This window comes from Endozoicomonas sp. 8E (genome assembly GCF_032883915.1).
Lineage (GTDB): Bacteria > Pseudomonadota > Gammaproteobacteria > Pseudomonadales > Endozoicomonadaceae > Endozoicomonas_A.
In genome coordinates, this window is record NZ_CP120717.1 from 7,355,165 (window position 1) to 7,377,917 (window position 22,753).

A 22,753-nucleotide genomic window follows, 5' to 3' on the forward strand; every position below is an offset into this window, starting at 1 on the left:
TAATGGTCGGTGGATGATTCGGGGTAGATTATAAGAAGACTTGTACGTTTGAGCGAATAAGCATTAGAAAATCTTGCAATAAAATCTCAATGGTCGGGAAAATGATTGTTTTTTGTTCAGATTGAGAACTACCCCGTCCGGATATAACCACCAGGCACCGACTCAATAAAACCTTCCAGCTCCATTTCAGTCAGAATGACAGAGACTTCGTCAAACGAGAGCCCTGATATCTGGCAGATCAGATCCACACTGACGGCTTCACCGTTCATGCTTTCCAGAATGACTCTTTGTACCCCTGACAAATCAGAGCGAGCCGGTTCAGGTTTAAGAGTGGGTTCAACGAAAGCCCGGAGATAGCTCTGCAACTCAATCAGGATATCCTCAGCCGATTCAACCAGAACAGCACCTTCCTTTATGAGCTTATGACAGCCACGGCTGAGAGGATTTAACACAGAACCCGGTACAGCAAAGACTTCGCGCCCCTGCTCGGCAGCCAGTCTGGCAGAAATCAGGGATCCGCTGTTCAGTGCTGCCTCAACCACCAGTACACCCGATGACAAGCCACTGATGATGCGGTTTCTTCTTGGAAAATGCCCGGGGTTAGGTGTCGTTCCCAGGGGAAATTCGCTCACGAGAGCACCCTGCATTGCTATAGCCTGATAAAGGTCGCCATGGCTTCTTGGATAAACCACATCCACCCCGGTTCCCAGAACCGCTACGGTACTGCCATAACTGCCCAGCACTCCCTGGTGAGCAGCTGCATCTATCCCCAATGCCATACCACTGGTAATGACCAGTCCTTTTCGAGACAGATCCTTAGCCAGTTCCTGAGCGAATCGACGACCCTGGGGGGTTGGTCTGCGGCTGCCGACAATGGCCAGCTGGGGCTCATTCAAGAGTTCGATATTACCGATCACGTAAAGCAGGGGAGGTGGGTCACTTAGCTCTTTGAGAGCAGCAGGGTATTGAGGCGATTGCAGGGTAATTATGTGATGAGCCTGGCTGGATTCCAGCCAGAATCGACAATGGTTCAGACGTTCAATAATATCAGGGGTCTCAGGATTTCCTGATAATTGCGCCGCCAGCTTTTCCGGCAGACCCATCCTCAATGCCTGATAGGAGGCTGACAGAATAGCGTCTGCTGAACCAAACTCCCGGAGCAGACTATTGAATCGAACTGCTCCTAATCCCGGCTGAAACGAAAGCAGTAGCCATTTGCGTAAAGGCTGCCAGATGGAATCATGGATTTGCTGAGTCATTGTACCTCAGGGGCTTTTCAGAGTGTCTCCTACACCTATTTCTTCATAGGCAGTCAGCACAATACCATAGCTCACTTTTTCAAAAGGACGATAAATCATGATCATGCCGACTCTCTCAGGAGGCAGATTGACCATTTCACCGCTGATCTGATCCTTAACCTTCAGGTTCTTGTAGGCATTGAGTATATCACCCTGACGCAAGCCCTCCCGGATACCCCGATTAATTATAACGCTGTTGAACTGACCGACTTTTTTCACCCCATCAACCACAAAAACAATTTTGCCTTCCACCTGCGCATCAGGTGCTCTGGGAAAGAAGGTAGTTTGAAGGCTGAAAGTGTCTGCTGGCACCACTTTATCACCCGGTCTAACCTCCTGCTGGCTTGTCTGGATGTTCAGGCTGGCAATGCCATTGTCGACTTTTTGCAGAGAGGCATCGGCCACTTGACGGCCAATAATACCCAATACTTCACCGCTGTCAGGATCCTTCAAAACGTCTCCGGTTCGAAGAATGTCGAGATTCTTGTCCAGAGAGCCTACTTGTCCCCGGACATAAACCTTGTCTCCCGCACCGGTTATGATTCGTTCCTGTCTGGAAGCAAAAATATAAGGAGCACCGTCTAACGCCCGTTTGGAGGTAAATACCCGGCTGCTCTTGAGAAAGGCATCGATTGCGCTGAGCGGGATAGCAGGAATAGCGGCTGCAGCAGGCAATGTTCTTACTTTTGGGCTGAGCTTGATGGTTCTGCCACTCTCGCCACGACGAACAATCGTCAGCCTTGGACGACCATCGATGTAAACCAGGCTCACCAGATCACCGGGAAAGATAAGATGGGGGTTGTGAATCTGGGGGTTTGCGTGCCAGATTTCAGGCCATAGCCAGGGACTTTTCAGAAAGCGGTTGGAAATTTCCCACAGCGTATCCCCTTTTTTTACCATGTAATCCCGGGGAGAATCTGACTTGATCGGACTCTCGTAAGCTATCCCTGATGACGACAGGCAGAGCAGAAGAACGCCCAGTACTATGCTTCTCATTGGTTACCGATCCCTTGCACTTGTTGTTGGTTTTATCCCAGCAGTTTATCAACGGGTCCTGTCATCGGGCAATCAAACGCTTCAATACGAAGAGAATCTGCCCACAGAATTGTGACTTCTCCTTTTTATTTCGCTGTACCCATAGCCGATAAAACAACAGATCGGGGACAAGACTGAAACACTATTGTTCTCGACCGGCAACGGTCTTTCTGTACTTCAGAGCAAATCAGGAAACTATCCAAACCAGTGATTTTTGCTTACATCAGGAAGGCTGGAAAACGACCAGGGAGGTGTTAGGTGTCTTTCTGCTATTTTTTGCTAAGCTGTCGCTCTTTGATATTTTCATGAGGAAGTAAGTTATGGGTGCCAAGGCCAAACCGCAACCCAGCGAGCTAGACCACGTTCGGGATACATTGACTGACTCAGTTGGCTTAGCCGGTGAAACCCGGTCTGATGTTAAGGCTCTGGACCGCAAGGTTGACGCAGTCGATAGCAAAATTGACCATTTCAAACAAGAAACCCGTGAACGCTTCGACAAAATAGAAGATACTCTCACCATCATCGTCAACCACCTCAAGAAATAAGCCAGGCCACCTAACGACAAAAACCAGTGGATTGCCTGTCGGCAACCACTGATTTAAAGGATATATGGGAAACCTGAATAAAACTTATTATTTACCAATGGTTGCTTGGGGAGTAATAGGGCTTGAAACTGTCGGCAGGGGACTTCAATTAGTCGAGAATAAAGTGATGAAAATACCTGTTAAAGCTGCCAGCAAAGGTTATATGCTTTACTGGATGCTATTGCTATCGTAACCTTTTACGTCGTCTGTCACTTCTTTACCAGCAATGAATTTCTTTAATGGTGGAGCGGTAGGAAGGTGGTCAATCTGCTCTTCAAATTGAACCCGACTTCTGACTGACAACTTTGACAGTTCTTGTAGCGAAAGGGGGGTATTTGAGCCTTTGATATATTTGACGGCGATCCTTGCGCCAATACAAGTAACGCTCACAGCCAGAAAAACGGTTTTATGCTTTAGCCCCGAAAACGCATCTCCCAAATACTTCCCGTTGATTCTGAAGCCGACGGTCCCTGCATTCATATCTATTATGCAGCTTATCGTTTTCGGCGCTGCAAATGTACTGTTTGATTCGTCTTTGGGGTAATTGCCTATAGTTTGGCCATTATGAAGCAGTTTGTTGTTTATTATATCCCAACCCCATGAGGACTCTGTGCTACCAAGAAGGTTTGTGTTTCCTATTCCATGGTCAGGGGTTCCAGCCAGTGCGACCCCAATTACCGGATGAGAGCCTCGCCTAAATGTCGGCCATTCAATGTCCAGAATATGAATGCCTTTCGAAAAGCCGGTATCCGTCATGGCAATCTCTGTTCTTTGCCTAAAACAGTCAAGGCGTACTAATTTTGTTGGCTCATCCTCGAAGATGTGAATATAACGGCCGCTTTTGGCTTTATCCCAAATGGTGGGAATGAAGAAATTATTACCATTTTGACGTTCCATGGCTTTTAAAGATAGGGATGTATGACCACACTCCGGCAATGGGACCATTTTATCAACTTTCCTTCCTTTCCAAAAAGTATTGCGATGTCGAGCTGTGGTTCCTTGACTGGTCTGGGAGCTGGAACTTAGACACGATATTGGCAAACACGACAAATATTGTGAAATACGGCTTGGTGGATTCATAATCACATCCCCTTTAATTAATTACTATTTGTTTTGATAACTTTAAATTGAAAAAGTTCCTTTTTTGCCCGAATTTTTGCCACTCCATCGATAACATTCTGATTTTAAAAAATTAATAAGTCGTGCCAACCATTAATTAGAATGTGGTATATATTTGACAATCAGATGGTTGTATCTTATTGGTGAACTTGGTGGTGCTTGGTGCCCCTTTAATAATGGAGCGATGGGATTAGACTTTCATAGGTTTTTCAATAAAAAAATGAACACAAAAGGACTGTTTCTAACTGGCTGGCTATTACTGCTTAGCTCGCTGCTCTTTGGAGAGGTGACCATTCACAAGTCACATGGCCTGTCGCGTTTTCACGACCTTAAATACCCGGCCAGCTTCAAGCACTTTGACTATGTGAATCCCCAAGCGCCCAAGGGAGGAATTGTCAGCCTGTTTGCCCATGGTACCTTTGACTCATTGAACCCATACGCTCCCCAGGGCAATACACTTTCCGGCCTGCCTTCATTCGCCTACATGCGTTATGGCTTTACCGAGTTGAACGAGCCATTGATGGTAGGATCAGGACAGTATGCGCCTTCGGGAGATGAACCCAGATCGGCCTACGGATTGATCGCTGAAAGCGTTGAATACCCTGATGATAATCAATGGATTATCTTCAACCTTCGCCCCGAAGCCCGTTTCCATGACGGGCATGAGATCACTTCGGAAGATGTCATCTTTTCATTCAAAGCCCTCAGTGAAAAAGGAAGCCCCCGATACAAAATGCAACTGGACTCTATCGCTTCGGTGGAGGCACTGGGCCAGAGAAAAGTCCGCTTTAACTTTAAACAGCCGGGTTCCCGCCAACAGTTATTCCACGCAGCAGAGCTTCCCATTCTGCCAGCCCACTTCTGGAAGAACAGGGCCATCGATAAATCAACCCTGGTGCCTCCTCTGAACAGCGGCCCCTACAGAGTCAGCCATGTGGAACCCGGCAAGCTGATTGTGTTCTCAAGAGTCAAGGATTACTGGGGCAGGGACTTACCCGTTAACAAGGGAAAATATAATTTCGACACGGTGATCATACACTTCTACCGCGACTTTCAGATGGCCATGGAAGCATTCAAATCCGGTGGGCACGATCTGCATCTTGAAGTCGTCGCCAAGAACTGGCAGTACGCCTACGACTTCCCCGCAGTCATCGACGGGCGTATAAAAAAACGAACCATTCCCCACCAGATGGCTTACGGCAGCAGCTTTTTCTTTTTCAATACCCGTCGTCCATTATTCAGGGATGTCCGGGTTCGCCAGGCCATTACCCTGATGTTTGATTATGAATGGACGAACCGGGTGATCTTTCATAATGCCTACCGTCGTTCTCACAGCTACTTTCCCAACAGCTCTCTGGGAGCTATTGATAAGCCAACTCTGGCCGAGCAGAAGCTACTGTCGTCATTAACTCCCTCATTACCGAACCCGATTGTCACTCAGGCATTTCTTCTTCCCATAACGTCTGGAGATGGACAGCTAAGAAAACAAAAGAGACAATCCCTTTCCCTATTGAATGAAGCAGGCTGGACCCTGAAAAACAATCAGCTGATCAACAACATCACTCAACAGCCTTTTGTTTTTGAGTTTATTGAAACCACTCACGCTACTGACCGCTATCTCTTGCCTTTCAAGAAAAACCTCGAGTCGATCGGAATCACCATGAAATACACGGTCATGGACTCCAGCCAGTATTACGCCAGAATGCGATCCCGGGACTTTGATATGATTGCACAACTACTGCCGCAGACACTCTCGCCGGGCTTGGAACTGATCGATTATTTCCATTCAAGCCGGGCCAATGACAATAGCTCCAGAAATTTTGCCGGCATTGACCATCCGGTCGTAGATCAACTCCTTCAGAAACTGACTGAAGTGAATTCACAACAAGAACTCCAAACGCTGATACGCTCACTGGACCGGGTGCTGCTATGGAACTACTACGGCATCCCGAAGTGGCACTCCACTTACATGAGGGTGGCACACTGGGACAAATTTGGCTGGCCCGAGCAACTGCCGGAATACACCACCAGCTTCAGCACCTGGTGGCAAAAGCCCTGAGCACCCAAACTTGACCTTGCTTGCCGATATCTGACTGATTACCAGGCACTTGCTAGACCATGGAAAGCACACTCCGATGCCGCACTCTTCTTGAGCCCGTGACCATCTAATCATTTCCCCCGACAACATCGCTTAAAACACAGATATCACCTCTAAAAGTTCATCGCCTGACCGCAAATAAGCACTTAAAAATGGAACATTCGCACTTAAAACTACCTATATACCTAAAAGAAATTTAAAATTACTTTTTAATTTAATAAAACAGCTTGAGAATCCGCATGGCGCTTCTTGAAATCCTCCAATACCCTGACGAAAGACTTCGCACCATTGCTGAGCCCGTGGCCGATGTAAACGACGATATTCGTAAAATCGTCGACGACATGCTGGAAACCATGTACAAATCCAAAGGCGTTGGTCTGGCGGCCACTCAGGTCGATATCCATCTGCGTATTGTGGTGATGGACTTTTCCGATGATAACAACGAACCAATGGTTCTGATCAATCCAACATTCGAACCTCTAACCGAAGAGTTGACGGATCTGTCTGAAGGCTGTCTGTCCATCCCGGGATTCTTCGAGCTGCTGGATCGCCCGGCTCAGATTTGTCTGACCGCATTGGACAGAGACGGAAACGAGTACTCAAAAGACCTCGATGGTCTGGCTGCTGTCTGCGTACAGCACGAGCTGGATCACCTGAATGGCAAACTGTTTGTGGATTATCTGTCCCGCCTGAAGCAGGAACGTATTCGCAAGAAGCTGGTGAAGAACAAGCGCCTTGCCACAGCTTAATGACTCTGATGATCTCCCGGAAGATGCAGGAACAGTCGCTCCGGGAGACTCAGATTTTACTCAGGCCCTTACTTTATCTATCATCGCCGCCATCCCAATCGTTCTGTCGAGCCTTTAGAAAACCCAATGAAAAGTCTTCGTATTGTCTTTGCCGGTACTCCGGATTTTGCCAGCGCCCACCTTCAGCCGGTTCTGGACAGTCAGCATGAAGTCATTGCCGTATACACCCAGCCAGACAGACCGGCAGGGAGGGGCAGAAAACTCAAGCCCAGCCCGGTGAAAGCGCTGGCATTGCAACATGAGATCCCGGTGTTTCAGCCACATTCTCTGAAAAAAGATGAAGCCGCCCGGGAACAACTCGCTGCGCTCAAGCCCGATCTGATGATTGTAGTGGCCTATGGTCTGATACTTCCGAAAAGTGTTCTGGATATTCCAACCTTTGGTTGCATCAATGTGCATGGATCAATTCTGCCGCGCTGGCGTGGTGCAGCCCCTATTCAGCGAGCTATTGCTGCGGGTGATGAAGAGTCCGGTGTCACCATCATGCAGATGGATGAGGGTCTGGATACTGGCGATATGCTGATTAAAGCCCGCTGCCCGATTCACACAACAGACACATCTTCCGATTTGCATGACCGTCTGATCGAAGTAGGGCAGCCGGCTCTGATTGAAGCCGTTAATGCCGTTGCTGAAGGTACTATCAGTGCAAAAAAGCAGGATGATGGCAATGCCAGTTACGCCCATAAAATGAGCAAGGACGAAGCCCGTATTCAATGGAACAGACCAGCAACTGATCTGGATTGTCTGATACGAGCATTCAACCCCTGGCCAGTGGCGACAACAGAGCTGGAAGGGAACACCATTCGGGTCTGGGAGGCAAAGCCTGTTACAGGAAACCATAATTTGGCTCCCGGTACCCTGATCAAGGCTGACAAATCAGGCCTGGATATTGCTACTGAAGAAGGCATACTGCGTCTCACTAACGTGCAGTTATCTGGCAGCCGTGCCATGCCAGTACAGGACCTGCTCAACAGCCGCAGGGATATGTTTGTACCGGGGAAAAAATTCAACTGATGGCTAAACAATCTTCCGTTCGACTGGCGGCAGCCAAAGTAATCAGCCGTGTTGTTTCCGGTGAATCCCTGAGCCAGGTATTACCAGAATATCAGGAAGGTCTGCGCAAGAAAGACCAACCGCTTCTGGCAGAGCTTTCTTACGGCACACTGCGTTACTATTTTCGGCTGGAGAACTGGCTCAGTAGCCTGATGGACAAACCACTGAAATCAAAAGAACAGACTATTCACAGTCTGATTCTGGTAGGGCTCTACCAGTTGTTCTATACCCGCATTCCAGCACACGCCGCTATTGGAGAAACCGTTCAGGTCACCCGCATGATTGGGAAAGCCTGGGCCCGGGGGCTTGTCAATGGTGTTCTACGTTCCGCCCAGCGTCAGGAAGAAACCCTTAATGCACTGGCCGAATCCAACGACATCTGTCTCACAGCTCACCCCCAATGGCTGGTCGGCAAGATCCGCAAGGCCTGGCCGGGGCACTGGCAGGATATCACCCGGGCCAATAATCAGTCTCCGCCTATGACCTTGCGGGTCAATGAGCGGCATTTAAAGCGTGATCGATACCTGAAAAAGTTACTGGATGACTGCATCCAGGCTTCGTCTTCTCTGGTATCCCCCCAGGCAATAACCCTGACCCGGGCCCTCCCGGTGGATCAGCTGCCCGGCTTTTCGGACGGTGTGGTCAGTGTTCAGGATGAATCCGCTCAGCTTTCCGGAAACCTGCTGCCTGTTAAAGAAGGTGATAAGGTTCTCGATGCCTGCTGTGCTCCGGGAGGCAAAACCTGCCAGCTGCTAGAAATGTTTCCGAGTATTGAACTCGATGCTCTGGATATAGATGAGAAACGACTGGCTCGTGTGCAGGAAAATCTGGATCGTATTGGCCTGAAAGCCCGGCTCATGACCGGTGACGCTACTCAGCCCGAGCAGTGGTGGGATGGACAGAGTTACGATCATATTCTGCTGGACGCTCCCTGCTCAGCAACCGGTGTCATCCGCCGCCATCCGGATATTAAACTGCTTCGCAAACCCGAAGACATTGACGCATTGGCCGAGCTTCAAGGCAAGATTCTTAATACCATGTGGTCATTGCTGAAACCCGGTGGCACACTGCTCTATGCAACCTGTTCTATCATGCCTGCTGAAAACAGCAAACAGATTGCCGCTTTCCTCGAACATCAGGAAGATGCCGAACTGCAACCCCTTCCGGGAGAATGGGGACTGGATACTGGCTTTGGCCGACAGATTCTACCCGGTTCAGGTGACGGCTTTTTCTACAGCCTGCTGAAAAAAGTGGACAATGATTCTGACGAAACCGTTGAACGCTCTGAGCAGACAAACAGCCTTCAGCCAATAAAAAGCCATCAGGAAAGTCTATGAAAATCATCATTCTCGGTGCCGGACAAGTAGGCGGAACCCTGGCTGAAAACCTGGCCAATGAAGAGAACGACATCACGGTTGTGGATGCCAACGGAGAGCTTCTCAGAGAGTTGCAGGATCGTATTGATATCCGGACTATTCAGGGTATGGCCTCGTTCCCCTCTGTACTCAAACAGGCCGGTGCTGATGATGCCGACATGCTGGTGGCGGTAACCAACAGCGACGAAGTGAACATGGTGGCCTGCCAGATTGCCTATACCCTCTTTCACACACCTTCCAAGATTGCCCGTATTCGCCAGGCGGCTTACCTGAACAGGGAAAACCTGTTTGGCGATGATGCCATGCCCATCGACGTATTGATCAGCCCCGAGCAGGTGGTGACCAACTACATTCGACGCCTTCTTGAACGCCCCGGTGCCCTTCAGGTTCTCGACTTTGCCGATGGCCGTGCCCAGCTGGTGGCCATGAGAGCTTATTATGGCGGTCCATTGGTCGGCCAGGAGTTGCGCTACCTGCGTGAACATATGCCTAACGTTGACACCCGTGTGGCTGCCATTTTCCGCCGTGGTAAGGCCATCATGCCCAAGGGGACCACCGTGATCGAGGCCGACGATGAAGTGTTCTTCATCGCCGACCGCTGTCATATCCGGGCTGTCATGAGTGAACTGCAGAGGCTTGATGATGATTACAAACGTATCATCATTGCCGGTGGCGGTAACATTGGTTTGCGCCTCGCCCAGTCGGCTGAAAATGATTTCAAGGTAAAAATCATTGAGCAGAATATGGAGCGCTGTCAGTTCCTGTCTGAGACTCTGATCAAAGCCATGGTTTTCAACGGCAATGCATCCGATAAAGAGCTGCTGATTTCTGAAAACATCGAAGAGACGGATGTCTTTTGTGCCCTGACCAACGATGATGAAGCCAACGTCATGGCCGCTATGCTGGCCAAACGACTGGGCGCCCGAAAAGTCATGGCCCTGATCAATAATCCTGCTTACGTTGATCTGGTCCAGGGCGGCGAAATTGATATTGCGATTTCTCCACAGCAGGCCACCATCGGCAGTCTTCTCAAACACGTACGAAGAGGGGATGTTGTCAATGTTCACTCACTTCGTCGTGGTGCAGCAGAAGCCATTGAAGCCATTGCTCATGGCGATGAAAATTCATCCAGAGTCGTCGGTAAAACGGTTCAGCAGGTCGAGCTGCCCCCCGGAACAACCATCGGAGCCATAGTCAGAAACGATGAAGTGTTGATTGCACACGACACAACCCGTATACAGTCCGGGGATCATATCATTCTGTTCCTGACCAACAAGAAACGTATTCACGAAGTAGAACAACTGTTTCAGGTTGGACTGGGGTTCTTTTAAACGATACATTTCGACATCAGAGTCAGCGGTTTATTTTTTACCCGACTTGAAAAATGACACCCATGACTGGAGGTATTACCACATCTGGGGGGTCCGATGGGGTAGTACCAGTCTTGTGTACTTATTGATAATTGAATCAGACGGCATGGCCGTTGTCTGTATAACTAGAAAAACAGGGTCTTATGCAGTTTTCTGTCGTTTTGCCCGTCCTGGGTATTCTCTTGATGCTATTCAGCTTCTCCAGTCTTCCGCCTCTGGCAGTGGCGATGATCTATGGGGAATCTGAAATTTCACTGTTTTTATATACTTTTTTTCTGACTTTTCTTATTGGTTTCTTATTCTGGTTTCCCTTTAGAAAAATTAAATCGGACCTTCGCCCCCGCGACGGCTTTATTATCACCGTTCTTTTCTGGGTGGTCCTGGGAGGCATGGGTTCCCTGCCACTTTTATTAATGACAGACCCAGAACTCAGTGTCACTGATGCCGTATTCGAGTCCATGTCGGGCCTGACCACCACTGGCGCTACAATACTGACGGGCATCGATCACCTGCCCAAATCGATCCTCTTTTATCGCCAGCAACTTCAGTGGCTGGGAGGCATGGGTATCATTGTTCTGGCTGTCGCTATAATGCCCATGCTGGGAGTCGGTGGGATGCAGCTGTATCGGACAGAAACGCCGGGACCGATAAAGGACAACAAACTGACGCCCCGAATTAAGGAAACCGCGAAAGCACTCTGGCTTCTCTACCTGACATTAACGGCAGTGTGTGCACTGGGCTACTGGCTGGCAGGTATGAACCTTTTTGATGCCGTGAGCCACAGCTTTTCCACCATAGCCATTGGTGGATTCTCAACCCATGATGCCAGTATTGGCTATTTTGAATCACCACTGATTAATGCCACGGCTACCTTCTTTATGCTGGTAGCCGGTGTTAACTTTGCCCTCCACTTTTTCGCCTGGCGCAACAAATCTACTTACCATTACTGGAAAGACCCCGAGTTTCGCACTTACTTGCTGATCCTTCTGGTGGTTTCATTGATTACGGTGGCAGGCCTCTACCTCTCTGCCACTTATGATCTGGCAAACTCCCTTGATTACGGTATTTTTGAAGTGGTTTCTGCTGCCACGACCACCGGTTATGCCACCAGCGGTTTCTCAGCCTGGCCAACATTCCTGCCACTCCTTCTCTTTATGACCAGTTTTATCGGGGGATGTGCTGGCTCGACGGCAGGAGGGATTAAGGTGATTCGTGTGCTGCTGATCTTCAAACAGGGAGTAAGAGAACTTCGTCGTCTGGTTCATCCTAACGCTGTTTACTCCATCAAACTGGGTGGCAAGGCTGTTCACAGTCGAGTCGGTGAGGCGGTCTGGGGGTTCTTTGCCACCTATGTATTCCTGTTTGCGGTTATGATACTGGCTGTGATGGCAACAGGTGTTGATTTGACTACCGCTTTTTCTACCGTCGCTTCCAGCATGAATAACCTGGGCCCCGCTCTGGGAGAAGCCGCCGAAAACTACAGCACGCTCCCTGATACAGCAAAATGGATTCTCTGTTTTGCCATGCTGCTGGGTCGTCTGGAAATCTTCACGCTGCTGGTACTGTTCACACCCACATTCTGGAAATACTGAAACGAGAAAAGTTATTCACAATAGCTAACAGCTTATCCACATTTTCTTCAGAACTCCATGATCCTGTCCCGTGGAGTTTTCCGGATATTATTGCTCTCTTATACACAAGGACCTCATTTCCAGAGGGATACAACGGTATCCGCTCAAGAGCCAAAACGTTATAATCCGCTGCTGTTTCCAGAAAATTAAAGCCTAATTTGAGCCTCCATGAGGTAGTACTGTGACTTCTCAAAGCACGCCTGATATCAAGACATTCCAGGGCCTTATTTTGGCCCTTCAGCAGTTCTGGGCTCGCCAGGGCTGTGTCATTATGCAGCCGCTGGACATGGAAGTGGGTGCAGGCACCTTCCATCCAGCGACGTTCCTTCGCGCTATCGGTCCGGAAAACTGGAATTCTGCCTATGTGCAGCCCAGCCGTCGTCCAACGGATGGTCGTTATGGTGAGAACCCAAACCGTCTTCAGCACTACTATCAGTTCCAGGTGGTGATGAAACCTTCTCCGGATAACATTCAGGAACTTTACCTGGACTCCCTGAAAGAGCTGGGCATTGATCCCCTGGTTCATGACCTTCGCTTTGTAGAAGACAACTGGGAATCCCCCACACTGGGCGCCTGGGGTCTGGGATGGGAGGTTTGGATGAATGGCATGGAAGTCACACAGTTCACCTACTTCCAGCAAGTGGGTGGTATTGAGTGCTATCCGGTGACTGGCGAGATCACCTACGGCCTTGAGCGTCTGGCCATGTATATTCAGGGTGTTGATAACGTCTACGATCTGGTTTGGACTGAAGGCCCACAGGGCATAGTATCTTATGGCGACGTCTTCCATCAGCAGGAAGTAGAGATGTCTACGTTCAACTTTGAACAGGCTGACACTCAGGAACTGTTCCATCAGTTCGATTTTTATGAAGGTGAATCCATACGTCTGGTCGAGGCTGGATTGCCTCTGCCTGCCTACGAGTATGTCCTGAAAGCTTCCCATACATTCAACCTTCTGGACGCCCGGCACGCCATCTCGGTGACAGAGCGTCAGCGCTTTATTCTGCGAGTCAGAACGCTCGCCAGAGCTGTAGCCAAAGCCTACTTTGACGCTCGCCATAACCTCGGCTTCCCACTGGCCAGTGAAGATATCCGTGAAGAAGTTCTGGCCAGTCTGAAAGCCAGCAAGACACAGGAGAAGAAGTAATGATTCAGAAAGATTTCCTGGTCGAGCTGGGAACAGAAGAGCTGCCTCCAAAAGCGCTTAAAAGCCTTTCCAAGGCTTTCACCCAGGGCATTGTTGATCGCCTGAAGAGTGCTCAACTGTCTTTTGACAGTTATGAAGCCTTTGCCGCACCTCGTCGTCTGGCTTTGCTGATAAAAGGACTGGAAACGGCTCAGCCTGATCAGCAGCTTGAGCGCCGCGGCCCTGCGATAAAGGCCGCCTTCGACGCAGAAGGCAAGGCCACCAAAGCCGCCGAAGGTTTTGCCCGTTCTAACGGAGTATCTGTTGATCAGCTGGAAAAGTTGGAAACCGATAAAGGTGGCTGGCTTGTCTACCGTGGAGTTCAGCAGGGTTCCGAAACCATTCAACTACTGCCAGACATGGTCAGTCAGTCTCTGAATGAACTGCCTATTCCCAAGCGAATGCGTTGGGGCGCAAAACGCACCGAGTTTGTTCGCCCTGTCCACTGGTTAGTCATGCTGATGGGTGACAAGGTAGTCGATTGCGAAATTCTGGGCCTGAAATCAGGTAATCAAACTCGAGGCCATCGATTCCATGCGAACGAGCCCCTGACCATTAATCAGCCTGCCGATTATCAGAACCTCCTGAAACAGCAGGGTAAGGTGATGGCTCTCTTTGAGGAAAGACGCAGTCTTATTAAAACACAGGTAACAGAACTGGCTGCCGAATTAGGTGGCGAAGCGGTTATCGATGAAGATCTTCTGGATGAAGTGACCGCGTTGAATGAGTGGCCTGTTGCCCTGTCCGGTCGTTTTGATGATGAATTCCTGGAAGTGCCTGCTGAAGCCCTGATCTCTTCAATGAAGGAGCATCAGAAGTATTTCCACGTCCTATCAAAAGAGCCGTCTCTTAAAGGAATACTGCTTCCCCATTTTATAACCATTTCAAATATCGAAAGCCTGAAGCCTGAATACGTAGTATCCGGTAATGAACGGGTAATAAGACCTCGCCTCGCAGATGCCAAATTTTTCTTTGACACAGATAAAAAAACCACGCTTGAAGGACGCAGGGAGACCCTGAAATCCATCGTTTTCCAGGCGCAGCTGGGATCGCTGTTCGATAAGAGCGACCGTATTGCAAAACTGGCGGGTTTTATCGCTAAACAGGAAGGTGGGCAGGAACCTCTGGCTGTCCGTGCCGGAGAACTCTGCAAATCAGATCTGACTTCAGAAATGGTTCTGGAATTCCCGGAGCTGCAGGGCATCATAGGGCAATACTACGGTGAAAATGATGGCGAACCACAAGAGGTATGCCTCGCTCTGAACGAGCAGTACATGCCACGCTTTGCAGGTGATGAACTCCCCTCTAACCTGACAGGTTGTGCCGTAGCGATTGCTGACAAAATCGATACCATCACCGGCATTTTTGGCATCAATCAGCCACCTTCAGGCAATAAAGATCCGTTTGCTCTGAGAAGAGCTACCCTGGGTGTCCTGCGAATTATTGTTGAGAAGAAGCTGGATCTGGACCTGCGTGATCTCATTAACCAGTCTGTCGAAGGTTATCAATCACAAGGGGTTGAGCTGCCAGCAGCCAGCGGAAAACCTTTAGCAAATAATGAACTGCTGACAGAAACTGTTCTGGATTTCATGCTGGAGCGTTTCCGCTCCTGGTATCAGGACGAACAGATTCCTGTTGAAGTCTTCCTGTCTGTTAAGGCCCTGAAACCTTCTCACCCCTTCGACTTTGATCAACGTGTCAAGGCAGTGCATCGCTTTAGCCAGATGGACGAAGCCGAAACCCTTTCTGCAGCTAACAAGCGTGTTTCCAACATTCTGGTGAAAGCCGGTGATTTGGTCATTCCTGACTCTGTTGACCCTGCACTGATGACAGAAGTTGCAGAGAAGGCTCTGGCCACAGCGCTGGCCGACAGCAAAGAAAAAGTCGCACCGATTGTGGAACAGAGACAGTACACAGTCGCCATGGAAAGCTTGGCACCACTGAAGGACTCTGTAGACCGCTTCTTTGATGAAGTATTGGTCAATGCTCAAGATGAGCAGGTTCGTTTGAACCGCTATGCACTTTTGAAACAATTACGCAGCCTTTTCTTACACGTTGCAGATATTTCATTACTATAGGTTGCACTCGGGACTGCCTTTGTTGCAGAAATTCTGATCAAAGCTTGATACAGTGGAGTGCGGCATTTATGCCGCACTTTTTCTATCTGTTGGAAAAGTATTTCAGGTATGAAGCCTGCTGACTGAAATTATGAGTAAACTGATCATTCTTGACCGCGACGGCGTCATCAATAAAGACTCCGATCACTACATTCGTTCGGTGGCTGAGTGGATTCCTATACCAGGCAGTATTGAAGCCATCGCCAGACTGAGCAGGGCAGGGTATTCCATTGCCATTGCAACCAACCAGTCAGGCCTTGCCAGAGGTTACTTTACTGAAGAAACCCTTGAGGCCATGCATCAAAAAATGCAGGATCTGTTAGCCTTGGAAGGTGGCAAGATAGATTGTATTCGATACTGCCCCCATGGCCCTGACGATCAATGTCGCTGTAGAAAGCCTCTGCCTGGCATGATTGAACAGATCGAAGAAGCTCTGAACATATCCGCATCATCTGCCTGGGTGGTCGGAGATTCGCTTAGAGATCTTCAGGCAGGACAGGCAATGGGATGTAATGTAGCTCTGGTGAAAACCGGCAAGGGCGTCAGAACGATGAATAAAGGAGAAGGTCTCAATAATGTACCCGTATTCGAAGACCTGGCCACATTTAGCCGCTTTATTCTCGAATCTTCACAGGTCAGTATTCAAGGATAAACAAGATAGGTTTTAAATGACAATCGTCGTTCAATATACAAGAACAGCGTTATTTTATTTTCTGTTGGCCACCTTTACTGTTTTCTGGTCCATTTTACTGTTTTTTGCTATTCCATTTGTTCCTGTGAATAGACGCCACAAGTTATTGGTAAAGTACTGGGCGGTGATGGCTATGGGACTGGCCAGATTTATCTGTGGGATAAAGTATGAAGTACACGGGAAGGAAAATATTCCTGATACCCCCTGTGTCATGATCAGTAATCACCAGAGCACCTGGGAAACGTTTTTTCTGCAGATGCTTTTCAGTCCTCAAGCTCCGGTTCTTAAAAAAGAGTTATTAAAAATTCCATTCTTTGGCTGGTCCATCAGACTCATTAAACCGATCGCTATTAATCGTGATGATCCCAGGGCCGCATTAAATGATGTAGCAGAGCAGGGTACTGCTGCTTTACACGATGGCCGTTGGGTTCTCATTTTTCCGGAAGGGACCCGCAACCCTGATGGCCAGTTAGGCAAGTTCTCAAGAGGTGGTGTCAATCTGGCAAGAAAGGCCGGTGTTAATGTACTCCCCATTGCCCATAATGCCGCTACTTGCTGGCCTATGAACAGCTTTTTGAAAAAGCCCGGTACCATTCAGCTTCATATAGGAACGGTCATAGAAACCACAGACAGGACGGCACTGGAGATTAATAATGAGGCTCAGAGCTGGATTGCCAATACACTCGATAACATTAACGGGAAGTCGAAACAGGTTTAAGCAAAAAACATCATTCATCACCGGATAGGGTAGACAGGTGATGAATGATTTAGAGCCTTATCAAATTAGTATCAGGCAGCCATGTGTTTTTCAATCAGTTGAATGATGATGTGAATGGCTTTGATGTGAATTTCCTGAATGCGGTCAGCATAACCGAAGTGGGGTACGCGGATTTCTATATCCGCCAGACCGTCCATTTTCCCACCGTCCTTACCCGTCAGAAGAATCACTTTCATCCCTTTTTTTCGGGCTGCTTCAACCGCTTTTAAAATATTTCCAGAGTTACCACTGGTGCTGAGCCCGAACAGTACATCACCTTCAAAGCCCACACCCTCCAGATAACGTGAGAATACATAGTCATAACCGTAATCGTTGGAGACACAGGAAAGGTGACTGACATCAGAGATAGCAATGGCCGGGTAGGCAGGACGGTTATCACGATAGCGACCAGTCAGTTCTTCAGCAAAGTGCATGGCATCGCAATGAGAGCCTCCGTTACCACAGGAGATAACCTTTCCACCCTGCTTAAAGGATTCCGCCAACAGGTTCGCCGCACGGTCTATGGCATCAATACAGGTTTCATCATTGAGAAAACGCTCCAGAACCTGCTGGGCTTCTTCGAGTTCTGCACGAATTACTGAATGGTACATGGTTATCAACTGTCAAATCAGAGGCCTAAAGTATACTGCTGATGCATTAACGCCGCAGCATAACTTTATTTGCCTGGAAGGGGATTAATAGATTAGGCTCAGAGCCACTTTTTCAAGTGGCCCCCGGACCTGCAACGATGGGGTAATTAAATGTCGAGATTAGCCACGTTCAACGCATTAGACTCAATAAAGTCTCTGCGAGGCTCAACCTGATCACCCATCAATGTATTGAAGATCTGGTCAGCTGCGATAGCATCTTCAATGGTCACCTTCAGCATTCTTCGTACTTCCGGATCCATGGTGGTTTCCCAAAGCTGCTCGGGATTCATCTCACCCAGGCCTTTGTAGCGCTGAATGTTGTGGCGTTTGGTAGATTCAGTCATCAGCCACTCCAGACCTTCCTCGAAGGTTTGTACCGCCTTTTTGCGCTCACCTTTCTGGATGAATGCGGTCTCTTCCAGCAACCCCTGTAGCTTGGCTCCGAGAGCTTTGATCGAGCCGTAGTCACCGGAACCAAAGAAGTCGACATTCCAGATGTATTCCGTGGGTACACCGTGGGAAACGATGGTGACTTTGGGTAACCATACCTGATGCTCCCGGTCTTCAAACAGCTCAAAACTCATCTCACGACCAGCCAGCTTCAGCTCCTGAATGCGAGTATTCAGGGTATCCAGCCAGGTCTGCATTTTTGTCTGGTCTTTCAAGTCTTCCTGGGAAACGGCATCCAGATAAACCATCTCTTTCATGATTTCAGAAGGGTAAATGCGAGACAGACGCTCAATGGTCGCAATGACTTTTCTGTATTCTTTTACCAGAGATTCCAGAGCTTCATCACCAATACCCGGTGCATTTTCATTGACGTGCAACGTGGCATTTTCCAGGGCAGACTGGGTTAAATAGTCATCCAGTGCAATATCGTCTTTCAGGTATTGCTCCTGTTTGCCTTTCTTCACTTTATAGAGAGGTGGCTGAGCAATATAGACATAGCCATTTTCAATCAGCTCTGGCATCTGACGGAAGAAGAATGTCAGCAGCAGGGTTCGAATGTGCGAGCCGTCAACATCGGCATCGGTCATGATGATGATGTTGTGATAGCGCAGTTTCTCAATATTAAACTCAGTGCGACCAATGCCGCACCCCATTGCGGTAATAAGGGTGCCGACCTCCTGGGAGGAAAGCATCTTGTCAAAACGCGCTTTTTCAACGTTCAGGATCTTACCTTTCAGTGGCAGGATGGCCTGTGTTTTCCGGTTTCGACCTTGTTTGGCAGAGCCGCCCGCAGAGTCACCCTCCACTATATAAAGTTCGGAGAGAGCAGGGTCTTTTTCCTGGCAGTCAGCCAACTTTCCGGGCAGTCCTGCTATATCCAGGGCACCTTTCCTGCGGGTCATTTCACGGGCCTTACGGGCCGCTTCACGAGCTCTGGCTGCATCCAGCATCTTGTTTACAACTGCTCGGGCTTCTTGTGGGTTTTCCATCAGATAATCCGCAAGATAGCTGCTCATCTCCTGCTCAACAGCTGTTTTCACTTCAGAAGAAACCAGTTTGTCCTTGGTCTGGGATGAGAATTTGGGGTCTGGAACCTTGACCGAAATAATCGCTGTGAGACCTTCACGAGCATCATCACCGGAAGTGGAAACTTTCTGGTTTTTAGCAAAACCTTCGCGCTCAATGTAGCTGTTCAGGTTTCGGGTCAGGGCGGCTCTGAAACCGGCAAGGTGGGTACCACCATCTCGCTGGGGAATGTTATTGGTGAAGCAAAAAATGTTTTCCTGAAAGCCATCATTCCACTGCAATGCCACCTCTACACCAATGCCATCTTCCCTTGTTTTTGTGAAGTGGAAGACCTTGTTGATATTGGTCTTATTGGTATTCAGATATTCAACGAAGGCACTCAGGCCACCGTCATAACGGAACTGGTCTTCTTTACCAGTACGCTCATCAATCAAGCGAATAAAAACGCCAGAGTTCAGAAAAGAGAGCTCTCTCAGCCTTTTTGCCAGAATGTCATAGCTGAACTGAATATTAGAAAAAGTCTCCTCAGAGGGTACAAAATGAACCTCTGTACCGCTCTTTTCAGTCTCTCCTATCACCTTCATGGGTTCCTGTGGAACACCGTGAGAATAAACCTGCTGATGAACCTGACCATTCCTGCGGATGGTCAACTTGAGCTCTTTGGAAAGGGCGTTTACCACAGATACACCAACACCGTGCAGACCACCAGAGACCTTATAAGTGTTGTCATCAAACTTACCGCCGGCATGGAGTACCGTCATGATCACTTCCGCGGCAGACACACCTTCTTCTTCGTGAATATCTACAGGGATTCCCCGACCGTTATCACGAACGGTAATGGATTCATCCGGATGGATAATGACGGCAATTTCATCACAGAAGCCTGCCAGGGCCTCATCTATTGAATTGTCTACCACCTCAAACACCATGTGATGAAGGCCGGTACCATCATCGGTATCGCCAATGTACATGCCCGGGCGCTTACGAACTGCATCCAGACCTTTCAGTACTTTAATATTGGACGCATCGTAATTTTGTTCACTCATACTCTTTCTCCAGCGATTCAGTCTGGCGAATCTCACGCCCAGATTCCAAGTTCACAGATCCCTGTTTCACGTGAAACACTTTAAGATTAATTTCAGGCTCCCAGCAATCTACCAGTGCGCCCGGCTCTGCGCAGGTAATAAATACCTGACTCTGCATATTCTGTAATATTCTGCACATGGCTTTTCTGTGGGGAACGTCCAGCTCTGAAGGTAGATCATCCACAAGAAAAACACACTGGCTGCCGGTCATTTTTGAAAAGAGATAACCTTGTGCCAGCTTTAACGCACAAACGACTAATTTAAGCTGGCCACGAGAAAGAATATCAACGGCATTACTTCCTTCGAGTCGCACCCTTATATCCGCTCGTTGTGGCCCTGATTGTGTGTATCCGGTCTGAAAATCACGAACTGTATTTTCTTTTAACACCTCAGCTAGAGGTCGCTCTCTGTCCCAACCCCGGTAATAACCAACCTTGATATCAGCTAACGAGGTCAGCTGGCTTAGAACATCCTGAAAAACGGGTGTCAGTCGATCAAAGTATTGCTGCCTGAGCTGATCTACAGCCTCAGCTGCTTTTACCAATTCCACATCCCAGACAGACAGCTGAGATGAGCAGGATGAACCCGTTATTTTACCATGGCGAAGCAAACTGTTCCGCTGTTTAAGCACTTTTTGAGTTCGCTTCCAAAGAGGTAAGAATTCATGATGTTTCACGTGAAACACCCCCCAATCCAGAAACTGTCTTCTTTGCTTGGGTGAACCTTCCAAAAGTTTGAAGGTATCAGGATTAATAATTTGTAAAGGTAGAAGTCTGGCCAACTCAGACGTTGACTTAAGAGTTTCTCCCGCGACCCGAATTTGAAAATTTTCTTCTTCTATATCTCGGGAAACGCCAACCGGTATCAGTCGATCGTTATTGGATTGAATTTGTGCAAATACGGTGCATTTACCCTTTTTATGACGAATGACCGGTTTAAGTCTGGCACTCCGGAAAGATCGAGCCAAACCCAAGAGATGAATAGACTCAAGAATACTGGTTTTCCCACTGCCATTAAGACCGTAGAGAATGTTGATATCCGGGGAAGGGGAGAAGGTAGCGGATGCCAGATTCCTGACATCCTTGATCATCAGCTTGTGAATCGTCATCGGCTTGAACAACCTTCGGAGATGAGACTTTTCACAATGGCTTTCAATGATAAGAGGGCCTTTTTTTCTGAAAAGGCCCAGAGCAGTAAAAAGGCCTTCAATGATGGTAAAAACACCTTCATTAAAGTCTCATAGGCATAACAACATAAGTGGAATCACTGGCGTCAGACTCTTCCAGCAGGGCACTGCTGTTAGGATCAGAAAGGGTAATCTTGACGGATTCACCCGATATAACAGACAACACATCCAGCAAGTAACTGACGTTAAAGCCCATCTCCAGAGTTTCACCATGGTATGCAAGACTGATCTCTTCTTGCGCTTCTTCCTGCTCAGGGTTGTTTGCTATTACCTTCAGCAGCCCATCGGAAAGTATCAGGCGAATACCACGATACTTTTCATTGGAAAGAATAGAAGCACGCTGGAAAGCCTGACGAAGCTCCTGACGATCACCAATAATAATCTTGTCACCACCACGAGGGATAACACGGTCATAATCCGGGAACTTTCCATCCACCAGTTTGGAGGTGAATATAAAGTCTCCGGTTTTCGCTCTGATATGGTTGGCACCCAGAGTAATATGAACCATCTCGTCTCCTTCTGTCAGAAGACGGGCCATCTCCATAATCCCCTTACGCGGAACGATAACCTGATGACGATCTTGCTGATTAATATCAGCATCAACTATACACATAGCCAGACGATGGCCATCAGTAGCAACAAAACGCAGCGTATTCTGGCTGACTTCTATCAGCATACCATTCAGATAGTAACGAACGTCCTGTTGCGCCATGGCAAATCCAGAACGATCAATCAATCGGCGCAAACGGCTCTGACCAATAGTAAAGGTCATGGAACCCGGTTCTTCGTCAATGCTCGGGAATTCATTGGCAGGCAAAGTCGACAGAGTAAAACGAGAACGGCCTGCTTTCAGTTTGACCCTTTGATCATCCTCGGAAAACTCAATCAAAGCGTTTTCCGGAAGAGATTTACAGATATCCATCAGCTTTCTGGCTGGAACGGTAATTTCTCCCCCCTCAGAGACCTCATCCAGTGTCACTCTACCGACCAGTTCTACTTCCAGGTCAGTACCTGTCAGAGAGAGTTGATCACCGTCCACCACCATCAGGACGTTGGACAATACAGGTAGAGTCTGTCTGCGCTCAACAACACCCGCCACCAGTTGAAGTGGCTTGAGCAATGCTTCCCGATTAATGGTAAATTTCATCGCTTTCCTTTCTCTTGGCTATCTGGAAGGAAGTCACAGTGACCTTCTTCCTGAATTCATTAAATATCTGCTGGCTGAATCAAAA

Annotated in this window: 18 protein-coding genes; 11 read left to right on the plus strand and 7 right to left on the minus strand. The window is 48.5% G+C overall.

The genetic code is table 11. The features are described from left to right. Positions 1 to 128 precede the first annotated feature (128 nt). Positions 129 to 1,259 (minus strand): DNA-processing protein DprA, encoded by a 1,131-nt coding sequence (gene dprA, locus P6910_RS26555; protein WP_317144231.1) that lies wholly within the window; start codon positions 1,257 to 1,259, stop codon positions 129 to 131. A gap of 6 nt (positions 1,260 to 1,265) precedes the next feature. After that, positions 1,266 to 2,294, minus strand: coding sequence for a LysM peptidoglycan-binding domain-containing protein (locus P6910_RS26560; protein ID WP_317144232.1), 1,029 nt, complete (start codon positions 2,292 to 2,294; stop codon positions 1,266 to 1,268). Positions 2,295 to 2,653: 359 nt separating this feature from the next. Here P6910_RS26560 and P6910_RS26565 point away from each other — a divergent pair, with 359 nt between their 5' ends. After that, positions 2,654 to 2,878, plus strand: coding sequence for a hypothetical protein (locus P6910_RS26565; RefSeq protein ID WP_317144233.1), 225 nt, complete (start codon positions 2,654 to 2,656; stop codon positions 2,876 to 2,878). A 207-nt stretch (positions 2,879 to 3,085) separates the two neighbouring features. On the opposite strand, the gene P6910_RS26570 is transcribed toward P6910_RS26565, so the two are convergent. Beyond that, entirely contained in the window at positions 3,086 to 3,862 is a 777-nt protein-coding gene (locus P6910_RS26570; RefSeq protein ID WP_317144234.1) for an SPRY domain-containing protein, read from the minus strand. 394 nt (positions 3,863 to 4,256) lie between these two features. Here P6910_RS26570 and P6910_RS26575 point away from each other — a divergent pair, with 394 nt between their 5' ends. The 10 genes from P6910_RS26575 to P6910_RS26620 all read left to right on the plus strand — a co-directional run bounded on the left by P6910_RS26575 (position 4,257) and on the right by P6910_RS26620 (position 17,085). After that, a complete protein-coding gene (locus P6910_RS26575) occupies positions 4,257 to 6,095 on the plus strand; it encodes an extracellular solute-binding protein (RefSeq protein WP_317144235.1) in 1,839 nt (612 codons plus the stop codon). Positions 6,096 to 6,373: 278 nt separating this feature from the next. Beyond that, on the plus strand, positions 6,374 to 6,883 hold the full coding sequence (gene def, locus P6910_RS26580) for a peptide deformylase (RefSeq protein ID WP_317144236.1): 510 nt from the start codon (positions 6,374 to 6,376) through the stop codon (positions 6,881 to 6,883). Positions 6,884 to 7,009: 126 nt separating this feature from the next. Beyond that, positions 7,010 to 7,957: a methionyl-tRNA formyltransferase gene (gene fmt / locus P6910_RS26585; protein WP_317144237.1), complete on the plus strand. Its 948-nt coding sequence runs from the start codon at positions 7,010 to 7,012 to the stop codon at positions 7,955 to 7,957. Continuing rightward, positions 7,957 to 9,333 carry a 16S rRNA (cytosine(967)-C(5))-methyltransferase RsmB gene (gene rsmB / locus P6910_RS26590; protein WP_317144238.1) on the plus strand — a complete coding sequence of 459 codons (1,377 nt, stop codon included), beginning with the start codon at positions 7,957 to 7,959 and terminating at the stop codon, positions 9,331 to 9,333. Before fmt ends, rsmB begins: the two co-directional genes overlap by 1 nt. Further along, positions 9,330 to 10,703 (plus strand): Trk system potassium transporter TrkA, encoded by a 1,374-nt coding sequence (trkA, locus tag P6910_RS26595; RefSeq protein WP_317144239.1) that lies wholly within the window; start codon positions 9,330 to 9,332, stop codon positions 10,701 to 10,703. Before rsmB ends, trkA begins: the two co-directional genes overlap by 4 nt. Before the next feature lie 182 nt (positions 10,704 to 10,885). After that, a complete protein-coding gene (locus tag P6910_RS26600) occupies positions 10,886 to 12,334 on the plus strand; it encodes a TrkH family potassium uptake protein (RefSeq protein ID WP_317144240.1) in 1,449 nt (482 codons plus the stop codon). Between the two features lie 220 nt (positions 12,335 to 12,554). Continuing rightward, positions 12,555 to 13,520, plus strand: coding sequence for a glycine--tRNA ligase subunit alpha (glyQ, locus tag P6910_RS26605; RefSeq protein WP_317144241.1), 966 nt, complete (start codon positions 12,555 to 12,557; stop codon positions 13,518 to 13,520). Then, the gene (gene glyS / locus P6910_RS26610; RefSeq protein ID WP_317144242.1) at positions 13,520 to 15,637 is read left to right on the plus strand and encodes a glycine--tRNA ligase subunit beta; all 2,118 of its coding nucleotides are present in this window, start codon (positions 13,520 to 13,522) and stop codon (positions 15,635 to 15,637) included. The genes glyQ and glyS overlap by 1 nt, the downstream gene beginning before the upstream one ends. 130 nt (positions 15,638 to 15,767) lie before the next feature. Further along, entirely contained in the window at positions 15,768 to 16,328 is a 561-nt protein-coding gene (gene gmhB / locus P6910_RS26615) for a D-glycero-beta-D-manno-heptose 1,7-bisphosphate 7-phosphatase (protein ID WP_317144243.1), read from the plus strand. Positions 16,329 to 16,344: 16 nt separating this feature from the next. Continuing rightward, positions 16,345 to 17,085 (plus strand): lysophospholipid acyltransferase family protein, encoded by a 741-nt coding sequence (locus tag P6910_RS26620; RefSeq protein WP_317144244.1) that lies wholly within the window; start codon positions 16,345 to 16,347, stop codon positions 17,083 to 17,085. 71 nt (positions 17,086 to 17,156) lie between these two features. Here P6910_RS26620 and lpcA read toward each other — a convergent pair whose 3' ends face one another. The 4 genes from lpcA to dnaN all read right to left on the minus strand — a co-directional run bounded on the left by lpcA (position 17,157) and on the right by dnaN (position 22,668). After that, positions 17,157 to 17,735: a D-sedoheptulose 7-phosphate isomerase gene (lpcA, locus tag P6910_RS26625; RefSeq protein WP_317144245.1), complete on the minus strand. Its 579-nt coding sequence runs from the start codon at positions 17,733 to 17,735 to the stop codon at positions 17,157 to 17,159. Positions 17,736 to 17,881: 146 nt separating this feature from the next. After that, a complete protein-coding gene (gyrB, locus tag P6910_RS26630) occupies positions 17,882 to 20,296 on the minus strand; it encodes a DNA topoisomerase (ATP-hydrolyzing) subunit B (RefSeq protein ID WP_317144246.1) in 2,415 nt (804 codons plus the stop codon). Then, positions 20,289 to 21,443, minus strand: a complete 1,155-nt coding sequence (gene recF, locus P6910_RS26635; protein WP_317144247.1) for a DNA replication/repair protein RecF — start codon at positions 21,441 to 21,443, stop codon at positions 20,289 to 20,291. Before recF ends, gyrB begins: the two co-directional genes overlap by 8 nt. 121 nt (positions 21,444 to 21,564) lie before the next feature. Beyond that, a complete protein-coding gene (gene dnaN, locus P6910_RS26640; protein WP_317144248.1) occupies positions 21,565 to 22,668 on the minus strand; it encodes a DNA polymerase III subunit beta in 1,104 nt (367 codons plus the stop codon). Between the last annotated feature and the right edge of the window lie 85 nt (positions 22,669 to 22,753).

Bases quoted from the DNA above. Each gene is read 5' to 3' on its own strand.
- trkA (WP_317144239.1), top strand. From the start codon at position 9,330: ATGAAAATCATCATTCTCGGTGCCGGACAAGTAGGCGGAACCCTGGCT.
- dprA (WP_317144231.1), bottom strand. From the start codon at position 1,259: ATGACTCAGCAAATCCATGATTCCATCTGGCAGCCTTTACGCAAATGG.
- gmhB (WP_317144243.1), top strand. From the start codon at position 15,768: ATGAGTAAACTGATCATTCTTGACCGCGACGGCGTCATCAATAAAGAC.
- fmt (WP_317144237.1), top strand. From the start codon at position 7,010: ATGAAAAGTCTTCGTATTGTCTTTGCCGGTACTCCGGATTTTGCCAGC.
- P6910_RS26575 (WP_317144235.1), top strand. From the start codon at position 4,257: ATGAACACAAAAGGACTGTTTCTAACTGGCTGGCTATTACTGCTTAGC.
- P6910_RS26570 (WP_317144234.1), bottom strand. From the start codon at position 3,862: ATGGTCCCATTGCCGGAGTGTGGTCATACATCCCTATCTTTAAAAGCC.
- P6910_RS26560 (WP_317144232.1), bottom strand. From the start codon at position 2,294: ATGAGAAGCATAGTACTGGGCGTTCTTCTGCTCTGCCTGTCGTCATCA.
- rsmB (WP_317144238.1), top strand. From the start codon at position 7,957: ATGGCTAAACAATCTTCCGTTCGACTGGCGGCAGCCAAAGTAATCAGC.
- P6910_RS26565 (WP_317144233.1), top strand. From the start codon at position 2,654: ATGGGTGCCAAGGCCAAACCGCAACCCAGCGAGCTAGACCACGTTCGG.
- dnaN (WP_317144248.1), bottom strand. From the start codon at position 22,668: ATGAAATTTACCATTAATCGGGAAGCATTGCTCAAGCCACTTCAACTG.
- P6910_RS26620 (WP_317144244.1), top strand. From the start codon at position 16,345: ATGACAATCGTCGTTCAATATACAAGAACAGCGTTATTTTATTTTCTG.
- recF (WP_317144247.1), bottom strand. From the start codon at position 21,443: ATGACGATTCACAAGCTGATGATCAAGGATGTCAGGAATCTGGCATCC.
- glyS (WP_317144242.1), top strand. From the start codon at position 13,520: ATGATTCAGAAAGATTTCCTGGTCGAGCTGGGAACAGAAGAGCTGCCT.
- def (WP_317144236.1), top strand. From the start codon at position 6,374: ATGGCGCTTCTTGAAATCCTCCAATACCCTGACGAAAGACTTCGCACC.
- gyrB (WP_317144246.1), bottom strand. From the start codon at position 20,296: ATGAGTGAACAAAATTACGATGCGTCCAATATTAAAGTACTGAAAGGT.
- lpcA (WP_317144245.1), bottom strand. From the start codon at position 17,735: ATGTACCATTCAGTAATTCGTGCAGAACTCGAAGAAGCCCAGCAGGTT.
- P6910_RS26600 (WP_317144240.1), top strand. From the start codon at position 10,886: ATGCAGTTTTCTGTCGTTTTGCCCGTCCTGGGTATTCTCTTGATGCTA.